A 20,099-nucleotide genomic window follows, 5' to 3' on the forward strand; every position below is an offset into this window, starting at 1 on the left:
AATGCCGCGCGCCATCAGGGCGTGAAAAAGGCTAAAACGCAGTCATGGCCGCGGAGCGGACTTCCGTTTCCCTTTTGGGGTGGAAACAAGGATATTCAGGAGAAAACGTGCGACAAATCCGCCAGTTATGTGTGGTGAGCTTACTGCTGACCAGCGGTGTTGCCAGTGCAGCAAACATCCGACTACAGGTTGAAGGGCTCTCAGGCGAACTACAAAAAAACGTTCGAGCCCAGCTATCGACCATCGACAGCGACGAAGTATCGCCGGATCGTCGCTTTCGCGCACGCGTGGATGATGCCATTCGCGAAGGGTTGAAAGCCCTCGGCTATTACGAACCGACCATCGATTTTGAACTTAAGCCACCGCCGGCCAAGGGGCGTCAGGTGCTGCTGGCCAAGGTGACGCCGGGTGAACCGGTGCGCATTGGCGGCACCGATGTGATCCTGCGCGGCGGGGCGCGTACCGACCGCGATTATCTGGATCTGCTGAAAACCCGACCCAAAATTGGCACGGTGCTCAACCATGGCGATTACGATCATTTCAAAGGGTCGTTAACCAGCGTGGCGCTGCGTAAGGGATATTTTGATAGCGAGTTCAAAAAGAGCCAGCTTGGCGTGGCGGTCGATCGTCATCAGGCATTCTGGGATATCGACTATGACAGCGGCGAGCGCTACCGTTTTGGTGACGTCACCTTCGAAGGCTCGCAGATTCGCGAAGAGTATTTGCAGCATCTGGTGCCGTTCAAAAAGGGCGACTATTACCAATCCAGCGATCTGGCGGAATTGAACCGTCGTCTGTCCGCCACCGGTTGGTTTAACTCGGTGGTTGTGGCGCCGGAGTTTGATAAATCACGGAAAACTAAGGTCTTACCGCTGCATGGTGTGGTATCGCCGCGCAGCGAAAATACCGTAGAACTGGGGGGAGGTTACTCCACCGACGTTGGCCCGCGGGTGAAAGCGTCATGGAAAAAACCGTGGGTGAACTCTTACGGTCACAGCCTGACGACCAGCCTCAGCGTTTCGGCGCCGGAACAGCAGCTGGACTTCAGCTATAAGATGCCGCTGCTGAAAAACCCGCTTGAGCAGTATTATCTGGTGCAGGGCGGTTTTAAAAGTACCGACCTCAACGACACCAAAGCCGACTCCACCACGCTTGCGGTCTCACGTTTCTGGGATCTTTCCAGCGGCTGGCAGCGCGCGATTAACCTGCGCTGGAGTCTTGACCACTTTACGCAGGCCGATGTCACCAACACCACCATGCTGTTTTATCCGGGGGTTTCTATCAGCCGTACCCGCTCACGCGGCGGCCTGATGCCCACCTGGGGCGACTCTCAGCGCTACTCGATCGACTACTCGAATACCGCCTGGGGTTCGGATGTCGACTTCTCGGTGTTTCAGGCGCAAAACGTCTGGATTCGTACCCTTTACGATCGCCATCGCTTTGTGATTCGTGGCAACCTCGGCTGGATTGAAACCGGCGACTTTGACCGCGTACCACCTGACCTGCGTTTCTTCGCCGGCGGCGACCGCAGTATTCGCGGCTACAAGTACAAGTCAATTTCCCCGGAAGACAGCAAAGGCAAGCTCATCGGGGCATCAAAACTGGCCACCGGCTCGCTGGAATATCAGTACAACGTGACGGGGAAATGGTGGGGTGCCGTGTTCATGGACGGCGGGGAAGCGGTCAGCGATATTCGCCAGAGCGACTGGAAAACCGGCGCGGGGGTTGGCGTACGCTGGCAGTCGCCAGTGGGGCCCATCAAGCTCGACTTTGCCGTCCCGGTGGGCGACAAAGATGAACACGGATTACAGTTTTACATCGGTCTGGGGCCTGAGCTATGACGTTATGGAAAAAAATAAGCCTCGGCGTACTGATTTTTGTCGTGCTGCTGCTGGGCATCGTGGGATTTCTGATTGGCACCACCACGGGGCTGCATCTGCTGTTTAACGCGGCGAACCGCTGGGTCCCGGGGCTGGAGATAGGCCAGGTCACCGGCGGCTGGCGCGATTTATCGCTGAAAAATGTCCGCTACACCCAGCCGGGCGTGGCGGTGGATGCCGGTGAACTTCATCTGGCGGTGGAGCTCAATTGCCTGTGGCACAGCAGCGTGTGCGTTAACGATGTCGCGCTCAGCAACATCAACGTGGCAATCGACAGCAGCAAAATGCCGCCTGCCGCGCCGGTGGAGGAAGAGGACAGCGGGCCGCTGAATCTCTCGACGCCGTATCCAATCACTTTGAAGCGGTTCGCGCTCAACAACGTCAATATCAAGATTGATGACACCACGGTGTCGGTGATGGACTTCAGCAGCGGCCTGACGTGGCAGGAAAAGAACCTGACGCTCACGCCAACCACGCTGCAAGGCCTGCTCATCGCTTTGCCGAAAGTCGCCGACGTGGCGCAGAAAGAGGTGGTGGAGCCGAAGATAGATAACCCGCAGCCGCAGGAAAAACCGCTCGGCGAAACCATGACCGAGCTGTTCTCGAAACCGGTGCTGCCGGAGATGACCGATGTGCATCTGCCGCTGAACCTGAATATCGAATCCTTTAGCGGCGAGCAGCTGCGTATTACCGGCGATACCGACCTGACGGTGTATAAGATGCTGCTGAAGGTCAGCAGTATCGACGGCAATATGAAGCTCGACGCGCTGGATATCGACTCCAGCCAGGGCACGGTGAACGCCAGCGGTACAGCGACGCTGATCAACGACTGGCCGGTAGACCTCACGCTCAACAGCACCCTGAATATGGACCCGCTGAAGGGCGAAAAGGTGAAGCTGAAGGTGGGCGGCGCGGTGCGCAAGCAACTGGAAGTGGGGGTTAACCTTTCCGGCCCGGTGGATATGGGCATTCGCGCGCAGGCACAGCTGGCGGAAGCCGGGCTACCGTTCAACCTTGAGGTGAACAGCAAGCAGCTCTACTGGCCGTTTACCGGCGAGAAACAGTTCCAGGCCGATGACCTGAAGCTGAAGCTAGGCGGTAAGATGACCGACTACACCCTGTCGTTCCGCACCGCGGTGAAAGGGCAGGACGTGCCGCCAGCGGATATCACCCTCGACGCCAAAGGCAACGAGCGGCAGGTGAACCTCGACAAGCTCACCGTCGCGGCGCTGGAAGGCAAAACGGAGTTGACCGCGCTGCTCGACTGGCAGCAGGCGATCAGCTGGCGCGGCGAGCTGGCGCTGCATGGCATCAACACCGTGAAGCTGGCGCCGGACTGGCCGTCGAAGCTCGATGGCCTGATCAAAACTAACGGCAGCCTGTACGGCGGTAGCTGGCAGATGAACGTACCGGAGATGAAAATCAGCGGTAACGTGAAGCAAAATAAAGTGAAAGTCGATGGCTCTCTGCGCGGTAACAGCTATTTGCAATGGACCATTCCGGGGCTGCACGTGGCGCTGGGCAATAACACCGCCGACGTGAAGGGCGAGCTGGGGGTGAAAGACCTGGAGCTCGATGCCAATATCGACGCGCCGAAGCTCGACAACATGCTGCCGGGATTAGGCGGCACGGCGAAAGGGCTGGTGAAGATTCGCGGTACGGTGGATGCGCCGCAGCTGCTGGCGGACATCACCGCGCGTGGTCTGCGCTGGCAGGAGCTGTCGATTGGCCAGGTGCGCGTCGACGGCGACGTGAAATCCACCGATCAGATTGGCGGTAATCTCGACGTGCGCGTTGAGCGTATCGTGCAGCCGGATGTGAATATCGGGCTGGTGCATCTGGCGGCGAAAGGCAACGAAAAGCAGCACTCGCTACAGCTGCAAATTCAGGGCGAGCCGGTCTCTGGACAGCTGGCGCTGGCGGGGAGCTTTGACCGCAAAGAAGAACGCTGGAAGGGGGCGTTAAGCAATACCCGCTTCCAGACGCCGGTCGGCCCGTGGTCCATCAACCGTGATATCGCGCTGGACTACCGTAACCTGGAACAGAAAATCAGCATCGGGCCACACTGTTGGGTGAATCCGAACGCCGAGCTGTGCGTACCGCAGACAATTGATGCGGGCGCGGCAGGGCGTGCGGTGGTGAACCTCAACCGTTTCGATCTGGCGATGCTCAAGCCGTTTATGCCGGAGGAAACTCAGGCTAGCGGCGTGTTTAGTGGCAACGCGGATGTCTCCTGGGACACCACTAAGGAAGGGCTGCCACAGGGTAAAGTCACCCTCGCCGGACGCAACGTTAAGGTCACCCAGATCGTCAACAACGCGCCGCTGCCGGTGGCTTTCGATACGCTGAATCTGAGCGCCGATCTGCACAACAACCGCGCCGAATTGGGCTGGCTGATTCGCCTGACCAACAACGGCCAACTGGATGGACAGGTGCAGGTGACCGACCCGCAGGGGCGACGTAACCTCGGCGGTAACGTCAACATCCGTAACTTCTCGCTGGCGATGGTGAACCCGATCTTCTCGCGTGGTGAAAAGGCGGACGGCAAGCTGAACGCGAATCTGCGTCTCGGCGGCGATCTTCAGAGCCCGCTGATGTTCGGCCAGCTTCAGCTGAATGGGCTGGACGTTGACGGTAACTTTATGCCCTTCGACATGCAGCCAAGCCAGCTGACGATGAACTTCAACGGCGCCACCTCGACGTTGCAAGGGGAGGTGCGAACCTCACAGGGGCAGATCAGCCTGAACGGCGACGCTGACTGGCGGCAGATTGAAAACTGGCGCGCGCGTATTGCGGCGAAAGGCTCTCGCGTGCGAATTACCGTGCCGCCGATGGTACGTCTCGACGTCTCGCCAGACGTTGTGTTTAACGCCACGCCGAGCCTGTTTACCCTTGACGGTAACGTTGATGTGCCGTGGGCGCGTATCGTGGTGAAAGAGGTGCCAGAAAGCGCAGTGGGCGTTTCCAGCGACGAAGTACTGCTGAATAACGATCTCCAGCCAAAAGAGACCAAATCGGCTTCAATTCCGATCAACAGTAACCTGACTATCCACGTCGGCAACAACGTTCGTCTGGATGCGTTTGGCCTGAAGGCGCGTCTGACCGGCGACCTGAAGGTGGCGCAGGATAAACAGGGGCTGGGGCTTAACGGGCAGATCAATATTCCGGAAGGGCGCTTCCACGCCTACGGCCAGGATCTGATCGTGCGTAAAGGCGAGCTGCTGTTCTCCGGCCCGCCGGATCAGCCGCTGCTGAATATCGAAGCGATTCGTAACCCGGATGCCACCGAAAACGATGTGATCGCCGGCGTTCGCGTAACCGGCTCGGCGGATCAGCCAAAGGCGGAAGTCTTCTCCGACCCGGCGATGTCGCAGCAGGAAGCGCTCTCCTACCTTGTTCGTGGACAGGGACTGGACAGCGGTCAGAGCGACAGCGCAGCGATGACCTCAATGCTTATTGGTATGGGGGTTGCACAAAGTGGTCAGGTTGTGGGTAAAATCGGCGAGACGTTTGGCGTAAGTAATCTGGCGCTGGATACCCAGGGGGTGGGCGACTCTTCCCAGGTGGTGGTCAGCGGATACGTATTGCCAGGTCTGCAGGTGAAATATGGCGTTGGGATCTTTGACTCGTTAGCGACGCTCACGTTACGCTATCGCCTGATGCCTAAGCTGTATCTGGAAGCGGTGTCTGGCGTAGACCAGGCGCTCGATTTGCTCTATCAGTTTGAGTTTTAGCAATGCGAATATTTGTTTACGGCAGTTTACGGCGCAAACAGGGCAACAGCCACTGGATGACCAACGCTCAGTGGCTGGGCGATCACAGCGTGACCGATTATCAACTGTACAGCCTGGGCCACTATCCAGGCGCGGTGCCCGGCGATGGCACGGTACACGGTGAAGTCTATCGGATCGATGCCTCGACGCTAGCCGAGCTGGATGCGCTGCGTACCAAAGCGGGCGAATACGCACGTCACCTCATTCAGACGCCGTATGGCAGCGCCTGGATGTACGTCTATCAGCGCCCGGTCGATGGGCTGAAGCTGATAGAAAGCGGCAACTGGTTGGATAAAGACCAGTATTGAATACGACAACGCCACCCTCGGGTGGCGTTGTTTTTTTATCAGCGTGGTCTACAAACAAAAACACCGCCCGGAGGCGGTGTTTTTAACGCTCAAAAAGAAATCTTATTTCTTCGCGCGCTCGAAGGAAGCAACGATTTCAGCTTTAGCCGCTTCAGCGTTGTCCCAACCGTCAACTTTAACCCATTTGCCCGCTTCGAGGTCTTTGTAGTGCTCGAAGAAGTGGGTGATCTGCGCTTTCAGCAGATCCGGCAGGTCGTTCACATCTTTGATGTGATCGTATTCTTTGCTCAGCTTGGTGTGCGGTACCGCAACCAGTTTCGCATCTTCACCGGATTCGTCGGTCATTTTCAGAACGCCAACCGGACGGCAACGGATCACAGAACCCGGCTGCAGCGGGTACGGAGTCGGGACCAGTACGTCAACCGGGTCACCGTCCAGAGACAGGGTGTGGTTGATGTAGCCGTAGTTGCACGGATAGAACATCGCGGTGGACATGAAACGGTCAACGAACAGCGCGCCGCTCTCTTTGTCGACTTCGTATTTGATAGGATCTGCGTTAGCCGGGATTTCGATGACTACGTAGATATCTTCCGGCAGATCTTTACCCGCAGGGACGTTGAGTAAGCTCATGTCTGTTTCCTTTAGAATGTGTGGCAAATCAGTGCCCGGTATTATAGCCAACTCGCCGCGAATGTCTTGGGCTGTTTTACATCTCCTGCCGTGAAACACGGTCTTTTCAGTGCCTTCTTATGGCAGGAAAATCCATAAAGTTAGCCGCATACTGAATAAAATCGTGGAACCGTTTACATTGCGCCAGGAAATGGGCTGATGCGGGTTAAAATTTCCACAAAATCGATAGCCTTCAACGGGTGCGCGACGCCTACTCCCTCCTGAACTTGTTCTGTTAATGGTAATTAACAAATAATTTACTTTTTTGAAGTGTGATGTAACGCATTCCGTTACATCTCCCATTGTCTATAGTTTTTCCGCAGATGAATATTTGACCAACAATAACCCTACGAGGATACCTCTATGTGGAAGCGCTTACTTCTTGTCACAGCAGTTTCCGCAGCCATGTCGTCTATGGTCATGGCTGCCCCTTTAACGGTGGGATTTTCACAAGTTGGCTCTGAATCGGGCTGGCGCGCGGCGGAAACCAACGTCGCGAAGCAGGAAGCGGAAAAACGCGGTATCACCCTGAAGATTGCCGACGGGCAGCAAAAACAGGAAAACCAGATAAAAGCGGTGCGTTCGTTTATCGCTCAGGGCGTTGATGCCATCTTTATCGCGCCGGTGGTGGCGACCGGCTGGGAACCGGTACTGAAAGAGGCCAAAGAGGCCAAAATTCCGGTGTTCCTGCTCGACCGTTCTATCGATGTGAAAGATAAATCGCTGTACATGACCACCGTGACTGCCAACAACGTGCTGGAAGGGCAACTGATCGGCGAGTGGCTGATCAAAACTGTCGACGGCAAGCCGTGTAACGTGGTGGAACTGCAGGGGACCGTCGGCGCGAGCGTGGCGATAGACCGTAAGAAAGGTTTCGCTGATGCCATTTCGAAAGCCTCTAACATCAAGATTATCCGTTCCCAGTCCGGCGACTTTACCCGCAGCAAGGGGAAAGAGGTGATGGAGAGCTTCATCAAGGCGGAGAACAACGGTAAGAACATCTGCATGGTTTACGCCCATAACGACGATATGGTGATCGGTGCCATTCAGGCGATAAAAGAGGCCGGGCTGAAGCCGGGTAAAGATATCCTCACCGGCTCAATTGACGGTGTACCGGATATCTACAAAGCGATGATTGCCGGTGAAGCGAACGCCAGCGTCGAGCTGACGCCGAACATGGCCGGCCCGGCGTTTGATGCGCTGGAGAAATTCAAGAAAGACGGCACCCTGCCGGAAAAAGTGACGCTGACCAAGTCCACGCTGTATCTGCCGGATACGGCGAAAGAAGAGTTAGAGAAGAAGAAAAATATGGGCTACTAAGCGGTTGATACCCTCACCCCAGCCCTCTCCCTGTAAGGAAGAGGGCGCCGTTCGGTGCAGGGCTATCAATCAGGCACAATACGTCCCCTCTCCCCCTCGGGGAGAGGGCCAGGGTGAGGGGGAGCGCACCATGACCACTGAAACCAACCCGGAAATCCTCCGCACCGAGGGGCTCTGCCAGTATTTTCCCGGCGTGAAAGCGCTGGATAACGTCAACTTCAGCCTGCGGCGCGGCGAAATTATGGCGCTGCTCGGCGAAAACGGCGCGGGTAAATCCACGCTGATTAAAGCGCTGACCGGCGTTTATCACGCCAACAGCGGCAGTATCTGGCTGGAAGGGCAGCAAATTCATCCGAAAAATACCGCGCATGCTCAGCAGCTGGGTATCGGCACGGTATATCAGGAAGTGAACCTGCTGCCGAACATGTCGGTGGCGGACAACCTGTTTATTGGCCGCGAGCCCAAACGCTTTGGCTTTATTCAGCGCAAAGAGATGGAAAAACGCGCCACCGCGCTGATGGCTTCCTACGGTTTTTCCCTCGACGTGCGCGAACCGTTAAACCGCTTTTCGGTGGCGATGCAGCAGATCGTCGCCATCTGTCGGGCGATCGATCTCTCCGCCAAAGTGCTGATCCTCGATGAACCGACCGCCAGCCTCGACACCAAAGAGGTGGAGATGCTCTTCACCCTGATGCGCCAGCTACGCGATCGCGGGGTCAGCCTGATCTTTGTCACCCATTTTCTCGATCAGGTGTATGCGGTGAGCGACAGGATCACCGTACTGCGCAACGGCACCTTCGTCGGCTGCCGGGAAACCCGCGAGCTGCCGCAGATTGAGCTGGTAAAAATGATGCTGGGTCGTGAGCTGGAGAGCCAGGCGCTGCATCGCGCGGGACGCACGTTACTGAGTGATAAACCGGTGGCTTCCTTTGAAGGCTATGGCAAAAAAGGCACCATCGCCCCGTTCGATCTGCATGTCCGCCCTGGCGAGATCGTCGGCCTGGCGGGGCTGCTGGGATCCGGACGCACCGAGACCGCGGAAGTGATCTTCGGTATTCATCCCGCCGACAGCGGGCAGGCGACGATCAAAGGCAAGCCGCAAACCCTGCGATCGCCGCATCAGGCCTCGTGTCTGGGGATCGGCTTTTGCCCTGAGGATCGTAAAACGGACGGCATTATTGCCGCCGCCTCAGTGCGCGAAAACATTATCCTCGCGCTGCAGGCGCAACGCGGCTGGCTGCGGCCAATTCCGCGCAAAGAACAAAACGAGATTGCCGAGCGCTTCATTCGCCAGCTGGCGATCCGCACCCCCAGCGCCGAGCAGCCGGTGGAGTTTCTCTCCGGCGGCAATCAGCAAAAAGTGCTGCTGTCGCGCTGGCTGCTGACGCGCCCGCAGTTCCTGATCCTCGACGAACCGACGCGTGGGATAGACGTTGGCGCGCACGCGGAGATCATTCGCCTGATCGAAACCTTGTGTGCGGACGGCCTGGCGCTGCTGGTGATCTCGTCTGAACTGGAGGAGCTGGTGGGCTACGCCGACCGGGTGATCATCATGCGCGATCGCCAACAGGTGGCGGAGATCCCGCTCGCCGAGCTCTCTGTTCCCGCCATTATGAACGCGATTGCGGCCTAAGGAGTTAACCGTGATGCCCCGAACTGTCCCCCAAACCGATAAGCCAGCGCGCCGCTTTCGCTGGCCGCCGGGTATGCCGCAAATTGCGGCGTTAATCCTGGTGCTGCTGGTCGATAGCCTGGTGGCGCCGCACTTTTTCCAGATAACCTTACAGGATGGCCGTCTTTTCGGCAGCCCGATTGATATCCTCAACCGCGCGGCGCCGGTAGCGCTGCTGGCGATCGGCATGACGCTGGTGATCGCCACCGGCGGTATCGATCTTTCCGTTGGCGCGGTGATGGCTATCGCCGGCGCCACTGCGGCCTCAATGACCGTGGCCGGGCACAGTCTGCCGGTAGTGCTGCTGGCGGCGATCGGATCCGGCGTGCTGGCCGGGCTGTGGAACGGCATCTTGGTCGCGATCCTGAAAATTCAGCCCTTCGTCGCCACGCTGATTTTGATGGTCGCCGGGCGCGGCGTGGCGCAACTTATCACCTCCGGGCAGATCGTCACCTTCGACTCGCCGTCGCTGGCGTGGATCGGCAGCGGCAAGTTTCTCTTGTTCCCGACGCCGGTCATTATTGCGCTGGTGACGCTGATTGTCTTCTGGCTGCTGACGCGTAAAACCGCGCTCGGTATGTTTATTGAAGCGGTGGGGATCAACATTCGCGCGGCGAAAAACGCCGGGGTGAATACCCGCATCGTGGTGATGCTGGCCTACGTGCTGAGCGGCATCTGTGCGGCGATCGCTGGCACGATCGTGGCGGCGGATATTCGCGGCGCCGACGCCAACAACGCCGGGCTATGGCTGGAGCTGGACGCGATTCTGGCGGTAGTGATCGGCGGCGGTTCGCTGATGGGCGGGCGCTTTAACCTGCTGCTTTCAGTGGTGGGCGCATTGATTATCCAGGGGATGAACACCGGTATTCTGCTCTCCGGATTCCCGCCGGAGCTGAACCAGGTGGTGAAAGCGGTGGTGGTGATGTGCGTGCTGATCGTCCAGTCACCGCGCTTTATTCAGATACTGATGAGGATGCGGGGCCATGATAAAACGTAACTTACCGCTGATGATCACCCTGGGGGTGTTTATCCTGGGTTATCTCTACTGTCTGACCCAGTTTCCCGGTTTCGCCTCGACGCGAGTGATTTGCAATATTCTGACCGACAACGCTTTCCTCGGGATTGTCGCGGTAGGCATGACCTTTGTGATCCTCTCCGGTGGTATCGATCTTTCCGTCGGCTCAGTGATCGCCTTCACCGGCGTATTTCTCGCCAAGGCGATCGGCTTCTGGGGGTTATCGCCGCTGGTGGCCTTTCCGCTGGTGCTGGTGATGGGCTGCGCCTTCGGCGCGTTTATGGGCTGGTTGATTGACGCGCTGAAGATCCCGGCATTTATCATTACGCTCGCCGGGATGTTTTTCCTGCGCGGCGTGAGCTACCTGGTGTCTGAAGAGTCGATTCCTATCGATCACCCGGTATACGACACCCTCTCCGGGCTGGCGTGGACCCTTCCCGGCGGCGGCCGTCTGAGCGCGATGGGGCTGTTAATGCTGCTGGTCGTGGTGTTGGGGATTTTCCTGGCCCACCGTACGCGCTTTGGCAATCAGGTCTACGCTATCGGCGGTAACGCTACCTCGGCTAACCTGATGGGTATTCCGACGCGTAGCACCATCGTGCGCATTTATATGCTGTCGACGGGGCTGGCAACGCTGGCGGGCATTGTGTTCTCCATTTATACCCAGGCTGGTTATGCGCTGGCAGGGGTTGGCGTGGAGCTGGATGCCATCGCCTCGGTGGTGATTGGCGGCACGCTGCTGAGCGGCGGCGTCGGTACGGTGCTGGGCACGCTGTTTGGCGTGGGCATTCAGGGGCTGATTCAGACCTACATCAACTTTGACGGCACGTTGAGCTCGTGGTGGACCAAAATCGCTATCGGCATTCTGCTGTTTATTTTTATTGCTCTCCAACGAGCGCTGACGGTGCTGTGGGAGAACCGGCAGAGTGCGGCTGTCACCCGCGTCGATCTCCCGGTAACAAAGAACTAACATACTGAAACGCTAAAGTTTTTCCGGTAGCAGCCGATACCAGTCATTTACGCCAAACAGTACCCCTGCTACCGGACAAAACTATGATGCTAAAAACGCTCTCTATCCGTACCGGCCTGCTGTCCCTGCTCGCCGTGATGACATTGCTGCTGATTCTGGTCAGCGGTATTGGCATTTATGCTCTCACCCAAAGTTCTGCTTCCCTCCAGCGTATTGACCATCTGCAAAGCGAGCAAATGACGCAGCTGAATGAGGGTTATACGCTGCTGCTGCGTGCGCGTAACGAAGCAGGCCAGGCGATCCGCTTGATGGAAATCGGCATGCTGGACGACGCGGCGAAGGCCGTCAAAACCCTTAACGGCGAAGTGACGCAGGGGCAAAAAATTATCGCCAGCGTCAGCCAGTCATCGGTTGACGATGCTGATGGCGCAAAACGGATGGCGGATGTCGCGAAAAGCTATGAGGTCTATAACACTCAGGCGATCAAACCGATGCTGGCGGCGCTCGAGCAGCAGAACGTCGACGGTTATTACGATCTGCTGGAAAAAACGATGATCCCGGTGGCCCGCCAGTTTGATAACGCCATTCACGCCTTCCAGGATTGGGGGGAGTCGCGTGGGCAGATTGAAGTCGCGGCAGTACACAGCACCAAAAATCGCGTATTGGCACTGATGGTGTTGGCCATTGCGCTGACCGCAGGGGTGATAGCGCTGGCCTGGCTGCAACTGCAACATTTGCTGTTGAAACCGTTGGCATCGGCGATTGGTCAGCTTGAGCAGGTGGCGTCCGGGGATTTAACCCCTTCGCCGCTGAAAACCAGCAGCGCCGAAATTAAGCGTCTGAATGTGGCGATTGCCGGGATGCGCGAGTCAATGATGAACTCGGTCATGCGGGTGCGCGACGCCAGCTCACAGATTGATATCGGCAGCCGCGAGCTGACGGCGGGTAACAATCATCTGGCGCAGCGTACGGAGTCGACGGCCACCTCGCTGGAACAAACCGCCGCCAGCATGGAACAGCTGACCGCCACCGTGAAGCAGAACGCCGACAACGCCGAGCAGGCGCACAAGCTGGCGCGCGATGTCTCGGATACCGCCGATCGTGGCAGCGAGATGGTGTGTTATGTGATTGAAAAAATGCAGGATATATCCGGCAGCGCGAAGCGTATTGCGGACATCCTGAGTGTGATTGATGGCATTGCCTTCCAGACCAATATTCTGGCGCTTAACGCCTCGGTGGAAGCGGCCCGTGCGGGTGAACAGGGGCGCGGATTTGCGGTCGTAGCCGGTGAAGTGCGTAACCTCGCCAGCCGCAGCGCCGATGCGGCGAAAGAGATTCGCCAACTGATTGCCGACTCGCAAACCCACGTCAATGAAGGCAGCGACCTGGCGCAGCAGGCGGGGGAAACCATGGATGAGATCGCCAGCGAAGTGATGCGGATGACCAAGCTGATGCGGGAAATTGCCAGCGCGTCGCAGGAACAGAGCCGCGGCATTGAGCAGGTGAATATTGCGGTGAGCCAGATGGATGAAACCGCACAGCAGAATGCGGCGCTGGTACAGCAGTCTTCGGCGGCAACCCGTTCGCTGGAAGAGCAGTCGCAGGCGCTGGTGGCGGCGATGGCGTCGTTCCGGTTGCAGGTGGCGTAATCGGGTTACCCCCTCACCCCGGCCCTCTCCCCAAAGGGGCGAGGGAGAAAATCGACCGACCCCTCTGCTCATGTGGCGAGGGGGAAAACCGGACAGTCCCCTCTCCCCCATGGGGAGAGGGTTAGGGTGAGGGGCTACCCAGCTCCTGACGTATTACGCGTCCGGGAACTCACGAATAAAGCGCTCAACGTCTTCAACCATATGGTCGTTGCCGACGAAGAATGAACGGCGCTGGTGCAGGCTCTCTGGCACGATATCCAGAATACGCTCTTTACCATCGCTGGCCTTGCCGCCGGCCTGCTCCGCGAGGAACGCCATCGGGTTGCACTCATACAGCAGACGCAGCTTCCCTTCCGGGTGGCTGGCGGTGCTTGGGTACAGGTAGATGCCGCCTTTCAGCAAGTTGCGGTGGAAATCGGCCACCAGAGAACCGATGTAGCGTGAAGTGTACGGGCGCTGCGTGGACTTATCTTCTTCCTGGCAGAACTTGATGTACTTCTTCACCCCGTTCGGGAATTTGATGTAGTTACCTTCGTTGATCGAGTAAGTGCTGCCGCGCTGCGGGAAGCGCATGCGCTCCTGACACAGGCAGAACACGCCCAGCGACGGGTCGTAGGTAAAGGCATGCACGCCACAGCCGGTGGTGTACACCAGCATGGTGGAAGAACCGTAAACCACATAACCGGCGGCTACCTGACGGTTACCCGGTTGCAGGAAGTCTTCCTCGGTCACCGGCGTACCCACTGGGGTAACGCGGCGATAGATGGAGAAAATGGTACCGACAGAGACGTTAACGTCGATATTAGATGAGCCATCCAGCGGGTCCATCAGGACCACGTATTTCGCGTGCTCGCAGCCGTCGAAGACGACGATTTCGTCTTCCTCTTCGGAGGCGATACCGGCGACGATGTCACGTGCACGCAGCGCAGCTTTCAGTTTCTCGTTCGCGAACAGATCGAGCTTTTGTTGTACTTCTCCCTGTACGTTTTCAGCGCCGCTGGCACCCAGGATATCGACCAGACCGGCTTTATTGATATCGCGGTGGATGATCTTAGCACCTAACTTTATTGCCGACAGCAAAGCAGTGAGCTCACCGGTTGCGTGGGAGAACTCGTGCTGCTTCTCGACAATAAATTCACCTAACGTTTTCATAACACTTTCCCTGACAGTGGATGTTGAGTAAAACGGCTGCAACAATACTAACAAAGAATAAAAAAAATACGCACAGGTGAATCGCGCCAGCAAACTACGGAATATCCTGAAATGCATTTCTCTGCCGGCAAACATATGAGTAAAATGCGGGGCAGATAAAAAAAGGATAGTGACGTATGCGCATTCATATTTTGGGTATTTGTGGCACTTTCATGGGCGGTCTGGCAATGCTGGCTCGTTCGCTGGGTCACGAAGTCACGGGTTCGGATGCCAATGTGTATCCCCCGATGAGCACGCTGCTTGAAAAGCAAGGCATTGATTTAATTCAGGGCTATGACGCCAGCCAGCTTGATCCGCAGCCAGACCTGGTCATCATCGGCAACGCCATGACGCGCGGTAACCCGTGCGTGGAAGCGGTGCTGGAGAAGAACATTCCGTATATGTCCGGCCCGCAGTGGCTGCACGATTTCGTGCTGCGCGACCGTTGGGTTGTGGCGGTTGCCGGTACCCACGGTAAAACCACCACCGCCGGTATGGCGACCTGGATCCTCGAAGAGTGCGGCTACAAGCCGGGCTTCGTGATCGGCGGTGTGCCGGGTAACTTCGAGGTTTCCGCGCGTTTGGGCGACAGCCCGTTCTTCGTGATTGAAGCCGATGAATACGACTGCGCCTTCTTCGATAAGCGTTCCAAATTCGTGCATTACTGCCCGCGTACCCTGATCCTCAACAACCTTGAGTTCGATCACGCGGACATCTTCGACGATCTGAAAGCTATCCAGAAACAGTTCCACCACCTGGTGCGCATCGTGCCGGGTCAGGGCCGTATCATCCTGCCGGAGAACGACGCAAACCTGAAGCAGGTGATGGCGATGGGCTGCTGGAGCGAGCAGGAGCTGGTGGGTGAGCAGGGCCACTGGCAGGCGAAAAAGCTGAACACCGACGCCTCCGAGTGGGAAGTGCTGCTCGACGGTGAAAAGGTCGGTGAAGTGAAGTGGGGCCTGGTGGGCGAACACAACATGCACAACGGCCTGATGGCAATTGCCGCCGCGCGTCATGTCGGCGTGACGCCTGCTGACGCCGCCAATGCGCTGGGCAGCTTTATCAACGCCCGTCGCCGCCTGGAACTGCGCGGTGAAGCCAACGGCGTGTGTGTTTACGATGACTTCGCGCATCACCCGACCGCGATTCTTGCCACGCTGCAAGCGCTGCGCGGCAAAGTGGGCGGTACCGCGAAGATTATCGCCGTGCTGGAACCGCGCTCGAACACCATGAAAATGGGCGTCTGCAAAGACGACCTCGCGCCGTCTCTGGGCCGTGCGGATGAAGTGTTCCTGCTTCAGCCACAGCATATTCCATGGCAGGTGGCGGAAGTGGCGGAAGCCTGCGTGCAGCCAGCCCACTGGAGCGCCGACGTTGACGCGCTGGCGGATATGATCGTCAAAAGCGCCGAGCCGGGCGACCATATTCTGGTGATGAGCAACGGCGGGTTTGGCGGTATTCATCAGAAGCTGCTGGAAAGGCTGGAAAAGAAAGCTCAGCACTAAACGGCTGAGCTGGGCCCCTCACCCTAACCCTCTCCCCACAGGGGAGAGGGGACCGACCGAGCAGCGAGCACGATTGGTTTTCTCCCTCGCCCCTTGGTGAGGGGGCTCGCTCAATACAACACTCTCCCTCGGTACCCAAACATGCTCACCGCCAAAAAAATCACGACCACCGATTCCCCCTTATTCCCTCCGCTCAATGCCCTCTATACCCACGCCTTTCCGTGGCACGAACAGCGCGAACTCCCCGCCAAACAGCGCGCACTCCACGACCCGCACTACGCGCTGGAAGCGTGGTTCGACGGTGAGCTATTCATCGGGATGAGCGGGACATGGGCATTTGACGGCTATATCTACATTGAACATCTGGCCGTTGACAGCAGCCTGCGCTCACAGGGCTACGGTAAGCGCCTGCTGGGGCAGGTTCTTAAGCGCGCGCCGACAACGATTCTGGAAATCGACCCGCTGACCACCGAGATTGCCCACAAACGTCTGCGTTTTTATGAGGGGATGGGGTTCTTCGCTAACCCGTGGCCGCATACGCACCCGACCTATCACGCCGGTATCGCCGATCACGCATTAATTGTGCTGAGCTATCCGCAGCCGATTGACGAGGCGCAGTACCAGCGTTTCAACGATGATTTACGTCGGGTGGTGATGGCATAAAAAAATACCCTCACGAAGAGGGCATTTTACGGAAGCTTATTCCTGGTTTTCAGACAGCTCGCGCAGATACTGGAAGATCTGGCGGGAAGATTTCGGCGGCTTGTTGCCGGCTTTTTCTTTCCTGGCGTTACGCACCAGCGAACGCAGCTGTTGGCGATCGGCGGCAGGCCACAGGTTCATCACTTCTTCGATGGCTTCATCGCTACCGTCGACCATACGATCGCGCAGTTGCTCCAGCTTGTGGAACACAACCACCTGCTGGTTGTGACGGTTTTTCAGCTTATCCAGCGCCTGACGGTAAGGTTCAACGTCACGCTGACGCAGCATTTTACCAATCAGCTGCAGCTGGCGGCGGCGGCCTTCCATCTTAATGCGCTGCGCCAGTTCAATGGCGGCGCGCAGGTCGGCGTCCAGCGGAATTTTATCCAGCGCGTTCTTACCAAGCTCAACCAGTTCTACCCCAAGCTTTTTCAGCTCTTCGGCATCACGTTTAATTTCACTCTTGCTGACCCAGATAATTTCATCATCTTCGTCCTCGATATCATCACCGGGGACTTCGTCGAGCCAGTCTTCGGGCTGCTTTGTCATTTCAGGCTCCTTAAAAAAGAGGCTAATACTAACAGCTTGAGCGCATACTGAGAAAGGGTTCTCTGTTAGACTTCATTTAACTTTACCTCAGATTATGGCTTAGACGATGAAAGTGATCACACAAGTTGCGGAACAACGTATTGCGCTGGAAAAAGCGGTCTCCACGGCACTCGAGCTGGCAGCCGCTCAATCGGACGGCGCGGAAGTCGCGGTCAGTAAGACCACCGGTATCAGCGTCAGCACGCGCTACGGTGAAGTTGAAAACGTCGAATTCAACAGCGATGGCGCGCTGGGCATCACCGTTTATCACCAGAATCGTAAAGGCAGCGCCTCCTCCACCGACCTGAGCCCGGACGCCATCGCCCGTACCGTACAGGCGGCGCTGGATATTGCCCGCTACACCTCGCCGGACCCGTGCGCGGGCGTGGCGGACAAAGAACTGCTGGCCTTTGACGCGCCGGATCTTGACCTGTTCCACCCGGCGGAAGTCTCACCGGATGAAGCGATTGAACTGGCGGCCCGCGCTGAGCAGGCTTCCCTGAAAGCCGACAAACGCATCACCAACACCGAAGGCGGCAGCTTCAACAGCCATTACGGCATTAAAGTGTTCGGCAACAGCCACGGTATGTTGCAGAGCTACAGCTCAACCCGTCATTCCCTTTCCAGCTGCGTGATTGCCGAAGCGAACGGCGACATGGAGCGTGATTACGCTTACACCATTGGCCGCGCGCTGGGCGACCTGAAGTCTCCGGAATGGGTCGGCGAAGAGTGCGCGCGTCGTACCCTGTCGCGCCTGGAACCGCGCAAACTCTCCACCATGCAGGCGCCGGTCATTTTCGCCAATGAAGTAGCGACCGGGCTGTTCGGTCACCTGGTCGGCGCGATTGCCGGTGGCTCGGTGTACCGTAAATCGACCTTCCTGCTGGACTCCCTCGGTAAGCAAATTCTACCGGAATGGCTGACCATTGAAGAGCATCCGCATCTGCTGAAAGGGCTGGCTTCGACGCCGTTCGACAGCGAAGGCGTGCGTACCGAACGTCGCGACATTATTAAAGACGGTATCCTGACCCAGTGGCTGCTGACCAACTACTCCGCGCGCAAGCTGGGCCTCAAGAGCACCGGTCACGCGGGCGGCATCCACAACTGGCGCATCAAGGGCCGCGGCCTGAGTTTTGAAAAGTTGCTTAAAGAGATGGGTACGGGTCTTGTCGTCACCGAACTGATGGGGCAGGGTGTTAGCGGCATCACCGGCGACTACTCGCGCGGTGCCTCAGGTTTCTGGGTGGAGAACGGTGAAATTCAGTATCCGGTGAGCGAAATCACCATCGCGGGCAACCTGAAAGATATGTGGCGCAATATTGTCACCATCGCCGACGATATTGAGACACGGAGTAATATCCAATGTGGTTCCGTACTGTTGCCGGAGATGAAAATCGCCGGGCAGTAATCACGTGTTGGGCGCATCCTGCTGCGCCCGTTCGCTTAAATAATAAAAAGGAAGTGAGCAATGCGTAAAAAACTGGTAGCGATGCTGGCGGTCTCCGCGCTGGCACTGGGTTCGGCTTCAGCGTTCGCCGACCTGGGTGAAGATATGGACACCCTGGCGGAAAATCTGCAGGTGGTGCAGAAAACCTCCGACGCGGGTGAGCTGAAAGCGGCGCTGACGAAGATGCGCACCGCGGCAGAAGACGCCAAAAAAGAGACCCCGCCGAAGCTGGAAGGCAAAGCGGCTGACAGCGCGGAAATGAAAGACTATCGTCATGGCATGGATACGCTGATTGGTCAGATTGACGGTGCGCTGAAGCTGGCGAACGAGGGCAAAGTGAAAGAGGCCCAGGCCGCTGCGGAAGAGTTCAAAACCACCCGCAACGAGAACCACAAGAAGTTCCGCTAACGCCTTTTCCGGAAGGTGTCGCCCGATGCCTTCCGTCTTTCTCCCCTGTAAAACTTCATCGATATCACACTTTTCACCTTCATTTTGCCATTCGTCTTTCCAATGACCTTGTCCCTCAGACGTGACATTCATCACGCGAATATATCGAAATCGTTATTTTCGTGGCGAATGTGTGAATCCGATCACTCAGGCCGTCTACCTTTCCACTTCGAAGTGGAAAACAACTCGCTACAAACTCCCATCCCCCAGCGTTAGGTTTATCCCCAGAGACATTAGCGGGGTAACACGAGTGAATAACGGAGCGGTAATACACGACGCAGGGGAGCAGGCGCTACAGACCGAACGGCTGGCCGACAAAATGTTGCAGCAGGTGTTCGCACTGTTACGCCGCCGCGATATCACCCCTAACGACGTGCAGGAGCAAATGCTGACCTCCCACGTGCGGGCCATGGCCCACCGGTCAATCAGCGGCGAGCCGCTGCCGGAAGTGGATGCCAGCCTGTTTGAAGAGATTTCTGACGATTCAATGATGCTTGCCCGCGAAGTGGTCGCGGCGTTTGGCAACCTGCCTGATGAAGAGGCCTGGCTGCTGTCCGTTCACTTCGAAGTAGCAAAAGACAACCTGTAAGGAGCAACAAATGGAACAGATCACCGTAGTAATTGGCGACCGCCTGGGTAAAGGACAAAAAGTTGCCGCTGGCGCGGAAAAAGCCGGTGCTCGTGCAGTGGTGGTACCGGGCGTGGCCGCCGATATGAAGCTGGGCGACATGATGAAGGCCGAGAACGCGACCTTCGGTATCTCCTTCTGCGGCAGCGGTGGTGCGGGGGCTATCACCGCGCAGACCAAATATGGCTACAAGGCGAAATACGGCATGCGTTCGGTGGAAGAGGGCGTGACTGCCATCAACGAAGGCTGCAACGTGCTGGGCTTCGGCTTTATGGACAAAGAAGAGCTGGGCGAACGCCTGGTCGAGGCCTGGAAGAAGAAGTACGGCGCTTGAG

General features: G+C 57.5%; 17 protein-coding genes. 14 read left to right on the forward strand and 3 right to left on the reverse strand.

From position 1 onward, the window contains the following. Positions 1-107 precede the first annotated feature (107 nt). Genes tamA through ACW14G_RS07410 form a run of 3 tightly spaced genes read left to right on the forward strand, consistent with a single transcriptional unit; the run spans position 108 to position 5,961 of the window. On the forward strand, positions 108-1,841 hold the full coding sequence (gene tamA, locus ACW14G_RS07400; RefSeq protein ID WP_167577033.1) for an autotransporter assembly complex protein TamA: 1,734 nt from the start codon (positions 108-110) through the stop codon (positions 1,839-1,841). Then, entirely contained in the window at positions 1,838-5,614 is a 3,777-nt protein-coding gene (gene tamB / locus ACW14G_RS07405) for an autotransporter assembly complex protein TamB (RefSeq protein WP_419057307.1), read from the forward strand. Before tamA ends, tamB begins: the two co-directional genes overlap by 4 nt. Before the next feature lie 2 nt (positions 5,615-5,616). Then, the gene (locus tag ACW14G_RS07410) at positions 5,617-5,961 is read left to right on the forward strand and encodes a gamma-glutamylcyclotransferase family protein (protein ID WP_064546942.1); all 345 of its coding nucleotides are present in this window, start codon (positions 5,617-5,619) and stop codon (positions 5,959-5,961) included. A gap of 102 nt (positions 5,962-6,063) precedes the next feature. Here the strand turns inward: ACW14G_RS07410 and ppa are convergent, their stop codons facing one another. After that, positions 6,064-6,591 carry an inorganic diphosphatase gene (gene ppa, locus ACW14G_RS07415; protein ID WP_064546944.1) on the reverse strand — a complete coding sequence of 176 codons (528 nt, stop codon included), beginning with the start codon at positions 6,589-6,591 and terminating at the stop codon, positions 6,064-6,066. Between the two features lie 402 nt (positions 6,592-6,993). On the opposite strand from ppa, the gene ytfQ reads away from it, so the two are divergent. The 5 genes from ytfQ to ACW14G_RS07440 all read left to right on the forward strand — a co-directional run bounded on the left by ytfQ (position 6,994) and on the right by ACW14G_RS07440 (position 13,256). Next, complete coding sequence (gene ytfQ, locus ACW14G_RS07420; RefSeq protein WP_163445815.1) at positions 6,994-7,950, forward strand: galactofuranose ABC transporter, galactofuranose-binding protein YtfQ; 957 nt, start codon at positions 6,994-6,996, stop codon at positions 7,948-7,950. A 130-nt stretch (positions 7,951-8,080) separates the two neighbouring features. Continuing rightward, positions 8,081-9,583, forward strand: a complete 1,503-nt coding sequence (ytfR, locus tag ACW14G_RS07425) for a galactofuranose ABC transporter, ATP-binding protein YtfR (protein WP_167577031.1) — start codon at positions 8,081-8,083, stop codon at positions 9,581-9,583. Between the two features lie 10 nt (positions 9,584-9,593). After that, on the forward strand, positions 9,594-10,619 hold the full coding sequence (gene ytfT / locus ACW14G_RS07430; protein ID WP_249022409.1) for a galactofuranose ABC transporter, ATP-binding protein YtfT: 1,026 nt from the start codon (positions 9,594-9,596) through the stop codon (positions 10,617-10,619). Then, positions 10,606-11,607 carry a galactofuranose ABC transporter, permease protein YjfF gene (gene yjfF, locus ACW14G_RS07435; protein WP_163445812.1) on the forward strand — a complete coding sequence of 334 codons (1,002 nt, stop codon included), beginning with the start codon at positions 10,606-10,608 and terminating at the stop codon, positions 11,605-11,607. The genes ytfT and yjfF overlap by 14 nt, the downstream gene beginning before the upstream one ends. Positions 11,608-11,693: 86 nt before the next feature. After that, entirely contained in the window at positions 11,694-13,256 is a 1,563-nt protein-coding gene (locus ACW14G_RS07440) for a methyl-accepting chemotaxis protein (protein WP_163445871.1), read from the forward strand. 153 nt (positions 13,257-13,409) lie between these two features. On the opposite strand, the gene fbp is transcribed toward ACW14G_RS07440, so the two are convergent. Continuing rightward, positions 13,410-14,408 carry a class 1 fructose-bisphosphatase gene (gene fbp / locus ACW14G_RS07445; RefSeq protein WP_064546953.1) on the reverse strand — a complete coding sequence of 333 codons (999 nt, stop codon included), beginning with the start codon at positions 14,406-14,408 and terminating at the stop codon, positions 13,410-13,412. A 176-nt stretch (positions 14,409-14,584) separates the two neighbouring features. Here fbp and mpl point away from each other — a divergent pair, with 176 nt between their 5' ends. Together mpl and ACW14G_RS07455 are read left to right on the forward strand one after the other, a co-directional pair. Beyond that, positions 14,585-15,952, forward strand: a complete 1,368-nt coding sequence (gene mpl / locus ACW14G_RS07450) for a UDP-N-acetylmuramate:L-alanyl-gamma-D-glutamyl-meso-diaminopimelate ligase (protein ID WP_167577029.1) — start codon at positions 14,585-14,587, stop codon at positions 15,950-15,952. A 141-nt stretch (positions 15,953-16,093) separates the two neighbouring features. Further along, complete coding sequence (locus ACW14G_RS07455) at positions 16,094-16,615, forward strand: GNAT family N-acetyltransferase (protein WP_249022408.1); 522 nt, start codon at positions 16,094-16,096, stop codon at positions 16,613-16,615. 36 nt (positions 16,616-16,651) lie between these two features. Here ACW14G_RS07455 and yjgA read toward each other — a convergent pair whose 3' ends face one another. Beyond that, the gene (yjgA, locus tag ACW14G_RS07460; protein WP_064546960.1) at positions 16,652-17,203 is read right to left on the reverse strand and encodes a ribosome biogenesis factor YjgA; all 552 of its coding nucleotides are present in this window, start codon (positions 17,201-17,203) and stop codon (positions 16,652-16,654) included. 106 nt (positions 17,204-17,309) lie between these two features. Here yjgA and pmbA point away from each other — a divergent pair, with 106 nt between their 5' ends. The 4 genes from pmbA (at position 17,310) to ACW14G_RS07480 (ending at position 20,098) form a co-directional block, all read left to right on the forward strand. Then, a complete protein-coding gene (pmbA, locus tag ACW14G_RS07465; protein ID WP_419057308.1) occupies positions 17,310-18,650 on the forward strand; it encodes a metalloprotease PmbA in 1,341 nt (446 codons plus the stop codon). Between the two features lie 60 nt (positions 18,651-18,710). Further along, the gene (cybC, locus tag ACW14G_RS07470) at positions 18,711-19,097 is read left to right on the forward strand and encodes a cytochrome b562 (RefSeq protein WP_223803431.1); all 387 of its coding nucleotides are present in this window, start codon (positions 18,711-18,713) and stop codon (positions 19,095-19,097) included. Between the two features lie 289 nt (positions 19,098-19,386). After that, entirely contained in the window at positions 19,387-19,725 is a 339-nt protein-coding gene (locus tag ACW14G_RS07475) for a glycine dehydrogenase (protein ID WP_077248635.1), read from the forward strand. 10 nt (positions 19,726-19,735) lie between these two features. Further along, positions 19,736-20,098: an SFCGS family glycine-rich protein gene (locus tag ACW14G_RS07480; RefSeq protein ID WP_004206501.1), complete on the forward strand. Its 363-nt coding sequence runs from the start codon at positions 19,736-19,738 to the stop codon at positions 20,096-20,098. The last annotated feature ends 1 nt before the right edge of the window (position 20,099 follow it).

The sequence above is a fragment of the Kluyvera sp. genome (genome assembly GCF_965301105.1).